Raw genomic sequence first — 16409 nt, 5'->3', positions numbered from 1 at the left:
ATCGCATACCGGCGCACAGGATAGTGTGTAGCTTGTGGCCTACGAAGGCTACAGCGGCATGTTACCCGCTATGCAGGACTGATTCAGTCCACTGGCCACACACTCTCGGAATCTTCACGACGCAGAGTCGACGAATAGACGAATAGAAGACGTGTACCATGAGCTATCCGACATCAGTTGAACTGTGTGAGGTGGGCCCGCGCGATGGTTTCCAGTTCGAGGAGAAGCCGATTTCGACGCAGTTCAAGCTCGAAATCATCCGAGAACTGATCGCTGCCGGTCTCAGCCGCATTCAGGTCGCCTCGTTCGTGCATCCACGAAAGGTGCCCCAGATGGCGGACGCGGAGGAGATCATCGACCAGCTCGGGGATCAGGACGGCGTTACAGTTTCGGGCCTTGTTCTAAACCTTAAGGGTCTCGAACGAGCGCGAAACACGGGATTGAAATACGTAGACATTTCGATCGCGACGAACAATCGTCACAGCCGCGACAACGCAAACATGTCCGCCGAACACGCACTGGAAGAGGGCGAGCAGATGGTCCGCGGTGCGCTTGAGTACGGCTTGCGGCCACAGATCGGCCTCCAGACAGTCTTCGGATATGCGTCGCCCGGAGACACCCCAGTCAAGACCATCGTCAACGCGATCGAGAGATTCGCCGATTTGGACCTCGACTCCGTTTCACTCGCCGACTCAACCGGTATGGCGAATCCGAAGATGGTCGAGGAGCGTTTGAAGCCTGTTCTGGAGATGCTGCCCGCACATCAGATCGTTCTTCATCTCCATGACACACGAGGACTGGGGATGGCCAACGTCGTGGCGGCACTCGGCAGCGGCGTCTCACGATTCGACACGGCGTTCGGCGGAATGGGAGGGTGCCCGTTTATTCCCGGTGCGACCGGGAATATCGCGACGGAGGACACAGTCTATCTGCTCAATGCGCTCGGCATCCGGAACGGCGTGGACGTCGGGAAAGTGTCCGCCTGTGCACTCCGCATGGAGCGCTTCCTCGGGAAGACGCTTCCGGGTCGCATGCACACGCTGGCAAGCAAGTCGGACGAGTCGGATTCCTGAACCCTGCCTCCGCCCATTCTACGCCGAAGCCGGGTCATGCTCGGCCGCGTAGTCCTCGAGGGGCGGACAAGAACAAACGAGATGACGATCGCCGTACGCGTCGTTTACTCGTCTCACTGATGGCCAGAACTTGTGCTCACGAGTCCACGAAGTCGGGAATGCGGCCCTCTCGCGTGAATACGGATGCTCCCACGTGTCGGCCGTTACCATCGCAACCGTATGCGGCGCATTGACCAGGAGATTGTCTTCAGAGGGCATGACCCCGAGCTCGGCCTCCTGTATCTCCGTTCGAATGGAGATCATAGCCTCGCAGAACCTGTCGAGCTCCTCCTTCGATTCACTCTCCGTCGGCTCGATCATCATGGTTCCGACAACGGGCCAGGACATCGTCGGTGCATGATAGCCGTAATCCATGAGCCGCTTGGCAACATCGACTTCGGATACTCCGGCCGACGCCCGGAATGCGCGCAGGTCCAGAATGAATTCATGCGCGACAAACCCGGTCTTTCCGGTATAGAGGATGGGATAATGCGCCTCGAGGCGTTTCGCGATGTAGTTCGCGTTGAGAATCGCCGTCTTCGACGCGAGCTCCAGTCCTTCGGTGCCCATCATGGCGATGTAGGCCCACGATATCAACAGAATGCTTGCACTGCCGTACGGAGCGGCCGCGATGGTGCCCAGAGAGCTCGTGCCCCCGGTCTCAACGACCGGATGATTCGGCAGGTATTCCACCAGATGTGAGGCGACACCGATCGGGCCCATTCCCGGTCCTCCGCCACCGTGGGGAATGCTGAACGTCTTGTGTAGATTGAGATGGCATACGTCCGCGCCGAAGTCGCCCGGCCTGCACAGTCCGACCTGCGCATTCATGTTTGCGCCATCCATGTACACCTGGCCGCCATTGACATGAACCGTCTCGCAGATCTCCCGGATCTTCTTCTCAAAAACCCCGTGCGTGGACGGGTACGTGATCATGAGCGCAGCCAGTGATTCCTTGTTGGCCTCGGCCTTCGCCTTGAGATCGTCGACATCGACGTTGCCGTGACGATCGCACTTCACAACGACCACCTTCATTCCAGCCATCGTCGCGCTGGCGGGATTCGTGCCATGCGCAGACTCGGGAATCAGACAGACGTCTCGATCGTGATCTCCACGAGAATGATGGTAGGCTCGAATGACAAGCAGTCCCGCGTACTCGCCGGACGCTCCGGAATTCGGCTGAAGAGAAACCGCCTCGAAGCCGGTAATCTCTGCCAACCAGGCCTCCAGCTCGCTGAAGATCGTCTGGTATCCTGCCGCCTGATCCTTCGGTGCGAAGGGATGCATTCGGCCGAAAAGCCCCCAGCTCACCGGCATGAGTTCGGCTGCCGCGTTCAGTTTCATTGTGCATGATCCCAGCGGGATCATGCTGGTCGTGAGCGACAGGTCTCGCGCCGCCAGTCGACTCGCGTACCTCATCAGATCCGTTTCCGACTGGTAGCTGTCAAAGACCGGGTGGCTCAGGTATTCGCTCGTGCGGCGGTTGAGACCTAGATAGCCGTCCTCGGTAAGAGCGGTGATGTTGGCCAGGTCGAAAACCGGTTTGCGATCCCCGGCAAATACGGCGACGAGGTCACGCAGGTCATCTGCACTGGTGGTTTCGTCGAGCGCAATGCCCAGTGACGAGTCCTCGAAGATTCTGAGATTGATGTTTTTCGCGAGAGCCCTTTCGATGATCTGCGCCGAGACCTCGGGCGCTGCATCGACGCGCAGCGTGTCGAAGAAGTGCCGGTGACGTACGTCGTAGCCCAATCGCTCGAGCGCATTGCCAAGGGTTCTGGTCAGATTGTGAATGCGATTTGCAATCGCTCGGATGCCGTCGGGTCCGTGATAAACCGCGTACATGCCGGCCATTACTGCAAGCAGGACCTGAGCTGTACAGATATTCGACGTTGCCTTGTCGCGCCGGATGTGCTGTTCTCTCGTCTGGAGCGCCATTCGTAGCGCACGGTTGCCTGCGGAGTCCACCGTCACGCCGATGATGCGGCCCGGAATCTGGCGCTTGAACTCCTCGCGGGTCGCGAAGAACGCGGCGTGCGGCCCACCATAGCCCAACGGTACGCCAAATCGCTGAGTGCTACCCACCGCTACATCAGCGCCGAATTCGCCCGGCGGCGTCAGGAGTGCAAGACTCATCAGGTCGGCTGCGACCACCACATGGGCGCCGTTGTCGTGGGCGTCAATGCAGAAGTCGGTGTAGTCAAATATTTCGCCGTCCGTCGCGGGATACTGCAGCAGCGCTCCGAACACACCGTCGTCGAAGGTGAACTCGCTGTGATCGCCCACTACCACCTGAACACCGATGGGAAGAGCGCGCGTCTTCACGATATCGATAGTCTGCGGATGACAGAGCGACGAAACAAAGAATGTGTCACGATCTGACTTCCGCGTGACGCGATGCAACATCATCATCGCTTCAGCGGCTGCCGTTCCCTCATCCAGAAGCGACGCATTCGCAATCTCGAGTCCGGTCAGATCAATGACCATCGTCTGGTAGTTGAGCAGCGCCTCGAGTCGACCCTGCGCGATCTCGGCCTGGTAGGGTGTGTACTGCGTGTACCAGGCCGGATTCTCAAAGATGTTGCGCAGAATGGCCGGAGGTGTAATCGTGTCGTGATACCCCATGCCGATGTACGATCGGAACACCGTGTTCCGGGACGCGACCTTACCTGCGTACTCCAACAGCTTGTATTCACTCCGCGGCTCCGGAAGACTCAGAGGCTTGTCAACCCGAATGTCCGATGGGATTGTTCGATCGATCAGATCGTCCAGAGAGTCCACCCCCACCTCGGCCAGCATCTGAGTGACTTCGCTGTCGGACGGACCAACATGGCGAGAAACGAATCGATCCGTATAGTCGAGTTGTATGGCCATAATTCAAAGATTTGCTGTGTCGATCGGCCCGTCTTGAACGAGACCGCGCGAACCCTGTTCTGGAAGAGAACTTGAATTAGGGTCCGCCGGCGAGCGACTAGTCTAATCCTCGGATTGTTCCTGGTTCAGGCGCTCGAGAGCCTGGCGAGCGGCCTTCTGCTCAGCGCTCTTCTTGCTCGATGCCCGGCCGATTCCGAGGTCACGGTCGCCGATAGATACCTTTATCGTGAAGCTCTTGTCGTGGTCCGGGCCTTCGGCGGTTACGACGCCATAAGCCGGCTGTGGCCAGGCACGAGCCTGGGTTAATTCCAGGAGTAGACTTTTATAGTTGTCACGGGTCCGCGCCAGCTCTTCGATATCCAGGGTCTGCAGCAAGCTGCGGGTGATGAATTCCCGGGCCGCTTCAAGACCATGATCAAGGTAGATCGCGCCGATGATGGCCTCGTACGTGTCAGAAAGTATGCTCCGGTTGGTTCGACCGGCCCCCCGATCCATATTCTCGCTGAGTTCGATGTGGTCTCCCAGTTGAATCGATGTGGCGCACTGTGCGAGGGTCTTGCCGTTGACGAGCCGGGCTCGCAGCTTCGTGAGGAAGCCCTCGTCTTTTGTCGGGTAACGGCTGAACAGATCTTCGGCCACGATGAGGCCGAGGATCGCGTCTCCAAGAAACTCAAGGCGCTCGTTCGACGTCGTGAAGTCGTTGTCGTCCTGAAGGACAGATCGGTGCCTCAAAGCCTGTCTATACCATTTCGCTTCGCGAGGAGTCCGGCCGACAAGTTGCGTGAATCGGCGCATGTCGTCGCTGTCGGACTCTACACCGGGCGAGGGCAGGAAGCTGCTGAGACGAGTCCGAATATTGCTGAAGAACGACATGCGGGGCAATTTGAAGCGGGTGCTGACGTGTTACTGGAGAATGTAATATTTTCGGAGTCATGATGACGCCGGGTTGTTAATCACGCGGGAGTCGGGAGGCGCTCGCCACAGCGGTCAAAAGATGGAACTCTGGATCCTGATCCCCCTTGCGGCTATTGCCGTCGGAGCCTTCGAGCAATGGCTGAAGTTCAAGGCAAAGCAGGACAAGCTCGGGACTTCGGCTGCTCAGCTCGAAAGTGCCGTCGACGAGCTTTCTAAGCAGCTTGAGGCTTCCGAAGAAAGCCGCAAGAACCTGCAACAGCGGGTACAGAATCTCGAGACTATCGTCACGAGCGTCGACTGGGATCTCGTGTCGGCCGGCCAGGACCGGCCCCAACTGGATCTTCCCGAAAAGACCGACGCCGAAGAGCAGGCCAGGAGAATTGCGAGGCGCGTCCGCTGAGCCCGCTATAGTTTTCGACCGTCGGCCAGCATTTCGACGGCCTTCTCAATCCGACGCCTCCGCGTTTCGGCCTTCCTGGCGGACGTAATCCAACGGGCATACTCCTTCTGGCCCGTGTAGCTGAGGCTGCGAAAGAACTCCCGAGCGGTGGAGTCGGATCTCAAAGCCATCTCGAGGTCAGCGGGCACGTCGACTTTTCGCTCCTCCAGATCTCGCTTGATCACGACCTGAACGAGGTCGCCCACGTCCTTGCCGACCTTCCCGCGGATTTCCTTGACTATTCCGAGGACGTGATGCTCGGCCATCGGCGCGATCGAGCCACGGTAGACCTCGCCGTCGAACGTCGCGACTACGGGTACTCTTCCTTTTGCGCCAAAGACAATCCCGACGTCGAAAGGAATTGTAACGAACGCGCCGCCACCACGACCCTTCTCGATCTTGGCCTCAAGCTCATGCTTGCCGGTCCCTTCGCGCAATTGTGCCGCTCCTGCCTACCCCGGACTCCGGGCTCGGTCATTCTGGTACAGCCTATCCCCTGAGATGGCGATAGACCACTTCGGAGATTTCCCTCCCCATTCTCGTCGATTCCTGGTCCTCAGCAATTCCGCGCGTGAGGATCACCAGGATATAGGGTTGTTCGTTGTCCGGAAAAACAATGCCGGCGTCGTGGTGATGGGCCGTGATCATCCCGGTCTTGTGTGCCACGCGTCCACTTTCGCCACGATTGGCCATGATCATCTCAAGCGGCACGTCGGACATTATCTCCAGCATCTCGGCACTGGCCGCGGACGAAACAACTTCACCATCTCGCAAGGCCTCAAGCAGCAACGCCAGATCCGCAGCGGTCGTCGTGTTGTTCATGCCCGCGTCGAACGCTTTGAGATCCTCAACACCTCGGAGCACCTCCATGTGCCGGATCCCCATCCTCTCAATCGTTGCCTGGACGCTGTCCGCCGTTACGAGGTTGATGAGGATGTTCGTTGCGAGATTTGAAGAGCTGGTTATCAGTCGGTAGACCAGGCTGCGAATCGGCACACGCTGGCCAAGCATGGAGTAGATCTCGGTGTCGCTGTCCTCCTCAATAGAAAAGGTGGAGCCGTCTACGATGGAAGAGAACTCATTCGTGATCTGCAGAGAATCATCCAGTCCGAAATAGCCTTCGGCCGACTGGCGATACAACTCAATCATGACCGCGATCTTCATCGTGCTGGCCGCATGAAACACGAGGTCGCCACTGACATCAATCGTGACTTCTCTTGACCGATCGCGAATAGACACACCCACTTCCGCGTCCGGATATTCGGCAAGCACCGCTGCAATCTCACTCTTCAGGGCATCGGTATTCACGGCAGACGTACACGATTGCAGGAGACAAAGAAAGAGCGCACACATCATGATGCCACCGCAGGGGTTCCTGACGTCCAGATGATGCGGTTCGGGCACGGCGATCTTCGATTACTGAGACGGCCTGATCTATTGCGAAGTATAGGATCGGGTATCACGATGCGCAACGACGGAAGTCTGGCACTCGGAGCACCATGTCGTTAACTTCGTCGCCGTGAGGCGAAGAATTGGATGGCTTACCCGGAGTATCTATGAGAATCACTTTTTGCGGTGCGGCGAAGACAGTAACGGGCTCGAAACACCTCGTGGAACTGGCGGATGGTACGACGCTCTTGCTTGATTGCGGGCTGTTCCAGGGGCGACGCGCCATAGCCGACGAAATGAACCAGAGGTTTCTGTTTGATCCATCGAAAATCGACGTGGTATTGTTATCTCATGCCCACATCGACCACTCAGGATTGCTGCCGAAGCTGTACAAGGAGGGTTTCAGAGGGAAGATCTGGGCAACGCACGCCACCTATTCGCTCTGTGCGCTGATGCTGCTCGACAGCGCACATATCCAGGAAAAAGACATCCGGTTCGTGAACAAGATCCGTGCAAAACACGGGGAGCCGCCCCGCGAGCCCCTCTACCTGCGAGAGCACGCAGAAAAGGTGCTGGATCTCTTCGTGGGTGTTGGCTACCGCCAACGATTCTCACCCGCCAAAGGTGTCAGCGTCGAATATCGTGACGCCGGCCATATCCTCGGCTCCGCGACAATGGTACTCACCGTTACAGAGAACGGAAAAGAAACCAGACTGGGTTTCACCGGCGACGTGGGCAGTTCGGGTCGCCCGATTCTCCGGGATCCACAGGCGATGGAGGACTGCGATTTTCTGATCACCGAATCTACCTACGGTGGAAAGGTGCACGAGCCCGCCGATCGTGCCAAGGAGGATCTGGCAGAGGTCGTTAAGAGAACAAGTGGTCGAGGGGGAAAGGTCATCATCCCCGCATTTGCTGTTGGCCGAACGCAGGAGATCGTTCATGCCCTCGATCAACTGTGGAATGAGGATCGGTTGCCACCCATCCCGGTCTACGTCGATAGCCCGCTCGCTATCGAAGCGACGGGCGTTTACCTCTCGCATCCGGAGTGCTACGACTCCACGCTCCAGGAGTATCTCATGTCGGATGACACTCCCTTCGGGTTTGATCGTCTGTCATATGTTCGCGCTGCGGAGAAGTCAAAGGAGTTGAACGGAAGTCGGGTTCCGATGGTGATTATCTCGGCGTCAGGCATGTGCGAGGCCGGGCGGATCCTGCACCATCTTCGCAACAACATTGAGGACGACCGAAATACGGTCATGATCGTCGGCTACTGTGCGGATCATACGCTGGGCAAGAGGATTGTCGACCGCACTCCCGAGGTGCGCATCTTTGGGGAGAGCTACAAGCTCCGCGCAGAGGTTGTAGTCAAGAACAGCTACTCGGCGCATGCTGATCAGCCGGGGCTCATCGAGTTTCTCTCGAAGTCAGACGTGAAGCGGATCCGCAAGACGTTCCTTGTGCACGGGGATCCCGTTCGTCAGGAGCCGCTCAAATCAGCACTGCTGGAGAGTGGATTCGACAATGTCGTGATTCCCGACTACGGCGAGTCTGTGGAGTTGTAGTAGGAGCCCGGTCGCAGCGAATTTGTGTCGAAAGACTTGGATTTCTTCGTCGAGCCCGATACACTTCAGGCAGTTCATTTACATGACCTCTGGTTCCGACACGATTAATTGGGAATCCGGTGAGGCGTAAGCCGATTCCGGAGCTGTACCCGCAACTGTAAAGCGTGGAGGTGGTCGCTAAGACGAGGGCAGTCACTGTGCAAGGATGCACGGGAAGGCTGTTATCGGAGCCACCACCGGTTCAATCCATGTAAAGCCAGGAGACCTGCCAGGGTGTCTTCACGCCAACCTCCGGGGTTTGAGGCAGGTGGTGTCGTGCGATCCGATCGCTGGCATAACCCTGTCTTCGTCATTGAGGTCAGGGCTTTCTTATGTTCAGGCTTTTCTGCGCCTACCTGCTGCTGTGCAGCGCCAGCATCGGTCCGGCTTTCAGCCAGATCCTCGCGGCGGACAGCACCTACGTCCTTCCGGGCATTACAGTAGAGGATCTGCGGTCGCCCCTTTCGGGCAACGATACCGCTGCGCACACTACCCGCCTGTCGAGCGATATGCTGCAACGGTCCGGAGTACGGACGGTGGCGGAGGCGCTGAGTCGTCACGGAGCGATTTTTGTACGGCGGTACGGGACAAACGGGGCTGCCGGCGTAACTCTCCGGGGCACAGGGCCGAGCCAGACGGCCGTACTGCTGGACGGCCTTCCACTGGAAAACCCACAACTTGGCCAGGTGGATCTCTCACTGCTTCCGGCTTCCATGTTGTCGGGGGTCGATGTCATGCATGGCGGAGCATCTTCCCTTGTCGGGAGCAGCGCCGTGGGCGGCGTGATAAGCCTGCGCTCCCTGGCACCGTACGACCGGACCGGTCTGCGAGTATCGACGGGGCTAGGGGCCTGGGGTGAGCGAGATGCCGCCGGCCGTCTGACGGTAAGTCGGGGTCGACTTCGTGGACTGCTAACCGGCGAGGTGCGTCGTGTGGATGGCGACTTTCCGTATGTCGATCGAACCGCTTTGTCACCGGCAGCGAAAACGCGAGAGAACTCCGACGGCGCAAATGCCAATCTGATGACCCGACTCGTCCTGATTGGGGATAACTCAACCGTCGAAGTTGCGGGGTGGTTCATGAATGCGGAGCGGGGTCTGCCCGGGCTGTCCGGGTCCGGTGCGACCAGCGAGCGACAGGAAGATCAAATACGTCGCGCGTGGATGAGTTATCGTTTTGGAGAGACGACATTCACTGCCGGCACGCAACGGTCGTCGCTTCGGTACACCAATCCGGAGCTGGGAGTCGATGACACTGGACGAACCACTTCGACATCGCTCCGATTCTCGCGAAGTCAGGAGGTCATCCGCAACGTCAAGAGCGACGTCGGGATTGACGCGTCGATTCAGACCGCAACTCATCCCTCGCTCCGTGACGCTGTTCGTCAGCGAAGAGTCCGCGCATTTGCTTCCGGCGCCATCAGTGTCCGCTCTGTTACGCTGTTGCCGACTTTGCACGGCGAGTGGACATTCCGCACCGGAGGCTCCGGCGGGCGGATCAGCCCCGGCATGCGCCTGCGTTACGACAGCCTCATCCGGGGCCTGATCACATTGAAAGGCGGTCTCTCGACGAGCTTCCGCATGCCGACGTTTAACGACCTCTACTGGAGAGGTCAGGGCGCAGTCGGCAATAGCCGCCTCAGTGCTGAAAAGGGTCGGACGGTTGACGCTGGTTTCCTGCTGACAAGCCGGCTGGCAAATGTCGAGGCGACCGCGTTCTATCAGACCGTGCAGGACCAGATCACCTGGCTTCCGGACGACGCGGGAATCTGGACACCAGAGAACATCGAGAGTGTTCGAAACATGGGCGTCGAGTCAACGGTGTCGCAATCGATAGCGGTAGCGGATAACGCCTCCATGGATGTCGCGGCGCACCACACGCTTACCTATTCCCGCAATCGGACGGACGACACGTCCTCGTCAAACCATCCTCTGCGATACGTCCCCCGTCACGTGCTGAATATCGACGCCTCGTTCACGTGGACTTTTCTTCGCTTCGGCCTTTCCGGTCGTTACGTCGGCCGTCGATACCTCACGACCGACGCGTCAGAATGGGTGGCGGCATACACCGTCCTGAGCGGCGATCTTTCCGGCCGATTCCTGACGGGATTCGGATCTGTCAACATGGGAATCTATGTGGAGAATATCGGAGGTGTGGACTATCAAATGATGTATGGATATCCGATGCCACCGCGGAGCGTACGTCTTCAACTAAGCCTGACTATTCAATGAGAGTTACGCTTCATTCCCCGGCGATGTGGAATCTATTGGTTGTCGCGGTCTTGGTCATTTTCGGAATGGCAGGCTGTGATACGGCGGCGACCGACCCGGCTGAGGACCTCACGACGTACGTCCTCGTTGCTAACCAGGGGAATTTCGGCGATGGCAACGGCTCGGTCACGCGCTTCGACCCCGAAACCGGCACGGTCACCTCCGTACTTGCTCGCGCGGGATCAATCATTCAGAGCATTTTTGTCCGGGACAATCTCACATACGCAGTGATGAACACCGGAGACCGGATTGATATCCTTGACCAGTCGCGCGGACTCATTGGCCAGATCGTCGACGTGCCGAGCCCGCGTTACATCGCATGGGCGGATACCGACCGATTACTGGTTTCGAATCTCTTCGACAATACGGTTTCAATCGTCGACCTGACCACAAGCTCTATCGTGGGAAGCGTCGATGTGGGTCCCAACCCCGAAGGCATTTTTGTGGGCGGCGGCCTTGCCTATGTTGCCAATCATGGATTTGGCTCGGGAAGTACGATCTCGGTCGTTGATATCGGCACCGGTCAGGTTGTGAGAACTCCGGATCTGGCGTGTGACGGACCGCGTTTTGTTTTCATGGATGCGCAGAGTGAGCTGTGGATCGTATGCTCGGGCCAGGTACTCTATGACGCTAATTTCAATGCGGTCGGAACGACGAACGGGGCTGTCCTGGTCATGGATCGAACAACGGATGCGATTCTGAATCGCTTCGATGTGGGCGGAATGATCACCACGCCCGGTCCGGGTCAAGACGCATTCTATTCCGAGTCATCTGAATCGCTATTTGTGGTTCTCGAAAGTGAATCGATACTCCACTTCGATACTGCACAGAATCTCCAGATGCAACAGATCGGTCCACTATCGGGTGACCCGATCGGGGCTGTCGCATTCGACGCCGGGAGCGAGCGACTCTATGTGGGTCGCGTACCGGGATTCACTCAGGCCGGAGAGGTCACCATCCTGCATTTAGATGGGACCGTTCTCGATAGCTTCACCGCGGGTGTGGCACCATCACACATCGCGATCGCCAATCAAGATGGCTCTGTTCTATGATTGAGATCGATCGCTGCTACTGCTTTGGCGTGTCGTTCTCAACCCTGGTCGACATTGCCCGGCAGACCGGTGCAAAGACCATCCCCGATCTACAAAAGAAGATCGTCTTCGGCCGCCAGTGCGAGTTGTGCCACGAATACGTCAAGCGTGCGCTGAGAACCGGAGAAACCGTGTTTCACGAGATTATTCTGCCGAAATCCGGGTGAGTACACTTAGCGAGTGGTGCGATTCGATAACACTACCGTTACACTCAGTAGCTGGTGGCACGATAAATTGATCCTCTCTGGCATATACACGCTCTCTGGCATATACACGTCTGTGTGCCACGAACTGAGTGGCGAATGGAACGAAATTTCTGCTAACCGCAACGGAGCGACGAAAATCACACCTCACATACTCGTAGTAGATGACGAGGACGATATAGTCGAACTCCTCGAGTACAACCTTGCGAGCGAAGGTTATAGAGTGTCGGTTGCTCGCGACGGTATCGAGGCGATGAAAAAGGCCCAGCAAGATCGCCCGGATCTTATCATTCTGGATGTCTTGATGCCCCGGATGGGTGGTATTGAATTCTGCGACGCCATCCGACAAGACGCCCGCCTTCGAACAATTCCGATCTTGATGCTGACGGCGATGAGCGAGGAGGAGGACCACGTCCGAGGTCTCGAAGTGGGAGCCGATATCTATCTGACAAAGCCGATCTCGTTGCCCGTGCTTGTCAGTCAGACGAAAGCTCTGCTGCGGTCCTCAGAGCGGATTGAGGACCCTCCTGATCGCATACAGATTCATGACCTGGATATCGATCGAGACCGATATCGAGTATTCAGGAATACCAACGAAGGTGTAGAAGAAATAAGACTCCCGCGAAAAGAGTTTGAGCTTCTCTTCGCGCTCGCCTCCCGTCCCGGCATTGCCTACACTCGACAAGATCTATTGGACCTTGTATGGGGCACGGATGTCCTCGTCGTCGACCGAACAGTAGATGTGCATGTAAGAAAGATTCGCGAGAAGATTGGCGACGACTACATTGAAACGATCAAAGGGGTCGGTTATCGGTTCAAGGACTGACCTCATTCGTCGGTCGGGCGACATCCAAGCGTGCGCACGGAAAAGTGATCAGGGTTTACAAACTTCCGTTTCGAGCCGGAGTGGGCGTGGGAATTGCTGCGGCAGTTGTCGTCGGCGCGGCCAGTACATTCGTGGCAGCTATTCCTGTCTGGATTGTCGCGTTGATTTCGTTGCTGGTGGGTGCAGCCGGTTACTTCGTTGTTTGCACGCTCGTAATCCGTCGAATTGACGAACTGGAGCAATCGCTCAAGACCATGGCCCCGGGCTCTTTCGGCGAGGATCGGGTTTTCGAGCGGAGGAGCGGCGACGAGCTGGCTCGCCTCGGTCTGATAGCGAACGGGACGAGTGTGTCTGTCGCGCGAGAGATGGATCGTCTGAAAAAGATAGAAACGTATCGTCGCGATTTTATTGGGAACGTGTCACATGAGCTGAAGACGCCAATCTTCGCTATTAAGGGTTTCTCCGAGACACTTCTACGCGGGGCCCTGGACGATCCGGCGGTCAAGCGCTCGTTTGTCGAGAGAATTCTGCGGAATGCTGATCGTCTGGAGAATCTGGCGCGCGACCTCTCAGCGATCTCGCGGATCGAGACCGGTGAGTTGACCATGGACAGCGCGGCGTTCCGGCTTCATGAGGTCATCGCGGATGTAATCGAATCCCTCGAGCCGCGCGCGTCTGAAAAGAATCTTGTAATTCGACCATTGCTGCCGAAAGAGCTCCCTGATGCGCTTGGAGACAAAGAGCGCATTCGAGAAGTGCTCACCAATCTGGTTGACAATGCAATCAAGTACAGCAACGACGGGGGTACGGTGGAGGTGGTGGCCCGGTTCGTGGAGCCGGCGTCGATCAAGGTGTCGGTTGTCGACGACGGGATCGGTGTTGGAGAAGAGCACTTTGATCGACTGACAGAGCGATTTTACAGAGTCGACAAGAGCCGTTCACGCTCGCAAGGTGGAACAGGTCTCGGCCTTTCGATTGTAAAGCACATACTCGGGGCCCACGGCAAGAGGCTGCAGATTCAGAGCGTAGAAGGAAAGGGATCGACCTTTGGTTTCTCAATCGACGCGGCGACCGGCGACACGGCACTCCCGCCAGCGGAATCGACGCTTTCGCATTTGGACACCCCTGATAGTGGAACGCAGGGGGGGTGAGTCTGTAAACGGATCCACGTGCCGCATCCAGCAGTCAGCCGTTCGCATGCCCACCAGTTTATCTCATCGCCTCAAGCAACGCCACTTTGTTTCTCCGTCGCAGGAGTCGATGCTCCACGTGATGGTGACAAGTTCGTGGCTTCTGGGAGAGCTCACCGCGGCAATGTCTGAGCATGGCGTTACACCTGCTCAGTACAACGTGCTACGCATTCTCAGGGGATCGCATCCAACGGCGCTTAAGTGCAGTGATGTTCGCGATCGGCTCATCGATCGTACGCCAGATGTCACTCGACTATTGGCAAGACTTGAGAGACAGGATCTTTCGGCGCGAGAGCGCGCCAAGCACGACCGTCGCATTGTAGAGGTGCGAATTACAAAAAAGGGCCTCGACTTGCTGGATAAGATGGAGCCGGACGTGGAAGCCGCGACTCGTCGTCTCACCGAGAACTTGACGAATGAAGAACACGCGCAACTGAGCAAGCTTCTCGAGAAGCTCCAGACCACGGACTAGCTAGCAAACTTCGTCCCAGTCTCACTGTCGGTTTGATGCGACACTCCCCGTACGAACTCACCCGACCACAGAAGCTGTACGTCGTCTGTGCTGCGATCTTCATCACAGCACTTGTAATCGCAGAAGCAACGGCGGGCAAGCTGTTCACCCTGTTCGAGCTTCCGTTCTCCATCCGGATATTCGGGACGGACTTCAGTCAGGTGATCATGACCGCGGGTGTCATTGCCTTCCCGATCACCTTCATCATCACCGATCTCCTTAATGAGTACTACGGCGTTCGCGGCATCCGATTCGTGACCATACTCGGGATGCTCATGATCATCTTCGAGTTCGCCATCCTGCAGGTGGCCATAGCCGCGCCAACATCTGCGATCTCGCCCGTGCCGGATGACGCATTCAATGCCGTCTACGGCACGACCGGCCGCGTTATCATCGGGAGCCTGACGGCGTATGTCATTGGACAGTTTGCGGACATCTCCCTATTCCACTGGCTGCGACGCCTCACAAAAGGTCGCCACCTGTGGCTTCGGGCGACCGGCTCCACATTCGGTTCGCAATTCCTGGATACCTTCATTGTCCTCGTCGTCGCTTTCTACGGCCAGCTTACGTTTCAGGAGATTGTGGCCATCACGCTCTTCAACTATGGATACAAGTTCGTCATCGCCGTGGTAATCACTCCCGTCATCTATGCGGCGCACTGGGTGATGGATGCCTATCTCGGGAAAGAGACGGCGCAGGAGTTGGTGCACCAGGCCGCCGACGATGAATGACCCTGTGCGTCGACTGCCACGCCTTTCAATTCTCGCCGGTCGGGTGTTAATTGGTGCCTGACTTCTCTGAGCCGTCCTCTCTTCCAGCCGCCATGATCCGATCTTTGAGCCGATTTGCAGCGGTCGCTGCCATGTGCGGGCTGATGACTGTCTCGACCGCTCTGAGCCAGCCGTTTGACATCCCGGTTCCCAACGTGCCTGACGATGTACTGGGCTTGAGTTCATCGCTCAGGATCACGTTCGGCTCGCATGAATGGGGAGACTTCAACGGCGACGGAGAGATGGACTTTGTCATGGTTGGGCGGTTGCCCGTCTCAAGCCTCGTAACGGTGCCTTTGTTCGGAGATGTCTTTCGGAGCTCGCCGAGTCGTCCCGAAATAAATACGCTGATCTACAACTACTTCGGCACCCGAACGATTACACCTATGTGGCTCACTGATGCCGCATGGGGCGACTATGACAACGACGGCGATCTGGATCTGGTCGTGCAGGGGGCGACATCCGTGGACGACGCCATGAACCCCGAGACCATCCTGTACCGCTCCACCGGGAATCAGATTGTGGCTGTTGACGGCGTCGAGCTGGTTGGGCTATACGGCGGCTCGGTGGATTGGGGAGACTACGACATGGACGGCGATCTCGATCTGGCCCTCTCGGGGGTACGGGCCGATGGCCGACATCTGGTAACGATCTACAGGAACGACGGGCCTGGCCAGTTTACAGAAATTCCCACACCGTTCGCTTCGCTGGCCTACGGCGATCTGGAGTGGGTCGACTTCGACGGTGACGGCGACCTTGACCTGTTCGTCTCCGGATCGGAAGAACAGGGCCAGCCACACGCTTTGATTTATCGGAATGAAGGCAGCGATGCGTTCAGCGACTCCGGTCAGGGCCTTCCGGGCGCAAGTTTCTCGTCATCCAGCTGGGGTGACTTCGACAACGACGGCGACCCTGATCTGGTGCTATCCGGCTACCAGCTCAGTCCACTGTTCGGGTCTGGCGTGACGCGCCTCTTCCGCAACGACGCGGGTTTACTTTCGGAGCTGGCCGTGCAGCTGCCAGGTGTCTACTACGGCGACATTCAGTGGATCGACTTTGATCGCGACGGCGATCTCGATATCGTGATCCTGGGTCGAAGAGAGGCATTCGGATCGAACATCACGCAGGCATGTTTGCAGGGTACGGGCGGCTCGTTTGAATGCGGCCAGATTCAGCTCACGGGACTCGGCGCCCAGCCGGTTCCGGGTCTGGCTT

General features: G+C 57.6%; 15 protein-coding genes and 1 riboswitch. Of the genes, 11 read left to right on the top strand and 4 right to left on the bottom strand.

Features of this window, described 5'->3' with window-relative positions:
* Positions 1-158: 158 nt before the first annotated feature.
* Entirely contained in the window at positions 159-1073 is a 915-nt protein-coding gene (locus HKN37_15015; protein NNE47960.1) for a hydroxymethylglutaryl-CoA lyase, read from the top strand.
* Positions 1074-1091: 18 nt separating this feature from the next.
* On the opposite strand, the gene gcvP is transcribed toward HKN37_15015, so the two are convergent.
* Positions 1092-3986 carry an aminomethyl-transferring glycine dehydrogenase gene (gene gcvP / locus HKN37_15010; GenBank protein NNE47959.1) on the bottom strand — a complete coding sequence of 965 codons (2895 nt, stop codon included), beginning with the start codon at positions 3984-3986 and terminating at the stop codon, positions 1092-1094.
* A gap of 102 nt (positions 3987-4088) precedes the next feature.
* The gene (gene rnc, locus HKN37_15005; GenBank protein NNE47958.1) at positions 4089-4781 is read right to left on the bottom strand and encodes a ribonuclease III; all 693 of its coding nucleotides are present in this window, start codon (positions 4779-4781) and stop codon (positions 4089-4091) included.
* A gap of 199 nt (positions 4782-4980) precedes the next feature.
* Here rnc and HKN37_15000 point away from each other — a divergent pair, with 199 nt between their 5' ends.
* The gene (locus tag HKN37_15000) at positions 4981-5301 is read left to right on the top strand and encodes a hypothetical protein (GenBank protein ID NNE47957.1); all 321 of its coding nucleotides are present in this window, start codon (positions 4981-4983) and stop codon (positions 5299-5301) included.
* A 5-nt stretch (positions 5302-5306) separates the two neighbouring features.
* Here the strand turns inward: HKN37_15000 and HKN37_14995 are convergent, their stop codons facing one another.
* Both HKN37_14995 and HKN37_14990 read right to left on the bottom strand, forming a co-directional pair.
* Positions 5307-5777: a DUF1905 domain-containing protein gene (locus HKN37_14995; GenBank protein ID NNE47956.1), complete on the bottom strand. Its 471-nt coding sequence runs from the start codon at positions 5775-5777 to the stop codon at positions 5307-5309.
* Between the two features lie 52 nt (positions 5778-5829).
* Complete coding sequence (locus HKN37_14990) at positions 5830-6648, bottom strand: serine hydrolase (protein NNE47955.1); 819 nt, start codon at positions 6646-6648, stop codon at positions 5830-5832.
* A 248-nt stretch (positions 6649-6896) separates the two neighbouring features.
* Between HKN37_14990 and HKN37_14985 the strand changes: the two genes are divergently transcribed.
* The 9 genes from HKN37_14985 to HKN37_14945 all read left to right on the top strand — a co-directional run.
* The gene (locus tag HKN37_14985; protein ID NNE47954.1) at positions 6897-8294 is read left to right on the top strand and encodes an MBL fold metallo-hydrolase; all 1398 of its coding nucleotides are present in this window, start codon (positions 6897-6899) and stop codon (positions 8292-8294) included.
* Positions 8295-8367: 73 nt separating this feature from the next.
* A riboswitch (cobalamin riboswitch) is annotated at positions 8368-8582 on the top strand.
* Between the two features lie 83 nt (positions 8583-8665).
* Positions 8666-10564 carry a TonB-dependent receptor gene (locus HKN37_14980; protein NNE47953.1) on the top strand — a complete coding sequence of 633 codons (1899 nt, stop codon included), beginning with the start codon at positions 8666-8668 and terminating at the stop codon, positions 10562-10564.
* The gene (locus HKN37_14975) at positions 10561-11655 is read left to right on the top strand and encodes a hypothetical protein (protein NNE47952.1); all 1095 of its coding nucleotides are present in this window, start codon (positions 10561-10563) and stop codon (positions 11653-11655) included. The genes HKN37_14980 and HKN37_14975 overlap by 4 nt, the downstream gene beginning before the upstream one ends.
* Complete coding sequence (locus tag HKN37_14970) at positions 11655-11861, top strand: (2Fe-2S)-binding protein (GenBank protein NNE47951.1); 207 nt, start codon at positions 11655-11657, stop codon at positions 11859-11861. The genes HKN37_14975 and HKN37_14970 overlap by 1 nt, the downstream gene beginning before the upstream one ends.
* A gap of 175 nt (positions 11862-12036) precedes the next feature.
* Positions 12037-12723 (top strand): response regulator transcription factor, encoded by a 687-nt coding sequence (locus HKN37_14965; protein ID NNE47950.1) that lies wholly within the window; start codon positions 12037-12039, stop codon positions 12721-12723.
* Positions 12724-12767: 44 nt separating this feature from the next.
* Complete coding sequence (locus HKN37_14960; protein ID NNE47949.1) at positions 12768-13874, top strand: histidine kinase; 1107 nt, start codon at positions 12768-12770, stop codon at positions 13872-13874.
* Between the two features lie 46 nt (positions 13875-13920).
* Complete coding sequence (locus HKN37_14955; protein ID NNE47948.1) at positions 13921-14385, top strand: MarR family transcriptional regulator; 465 nt, start codon at positions 13921-13923, stop codon at positions 14383-14385.
* 35 nt (positions 14386-14420) lie between these two features.
* Positions 14421-15155: a queuosine precursor transporter gene (locus HKN37_14950; GenBank protein ID NNE47947.1), complete on the top strand. Its 735-nt coding sequence runs from the start codon at positions 14421-14423 to the stop codon at positions 15153-15155.
* 92 nt (positions 15156-15247) lie between these two features.
* A partial coding sequence (locus HKN37_14945) for a VCBS repeat-containing protein (GenBank protein ID NNE47946.1) occupies positions 15248-16409 on the top strand: 1162 nt, incomplete at its 3' end.

The sequence above is a fragment of the Rhodothermales bacterium genome (assembly GCA_013002345.1).
In the GTDB taxonomy this organism is placed as follows: domain Bacteria; phylum Bacteroidota; class Rhodothermia; order Rhodothermales; family JABDKH01; genus JABDKH01.
This window is presented reverse-complemented; position numbering and strand designations above follow the sequence as displayed.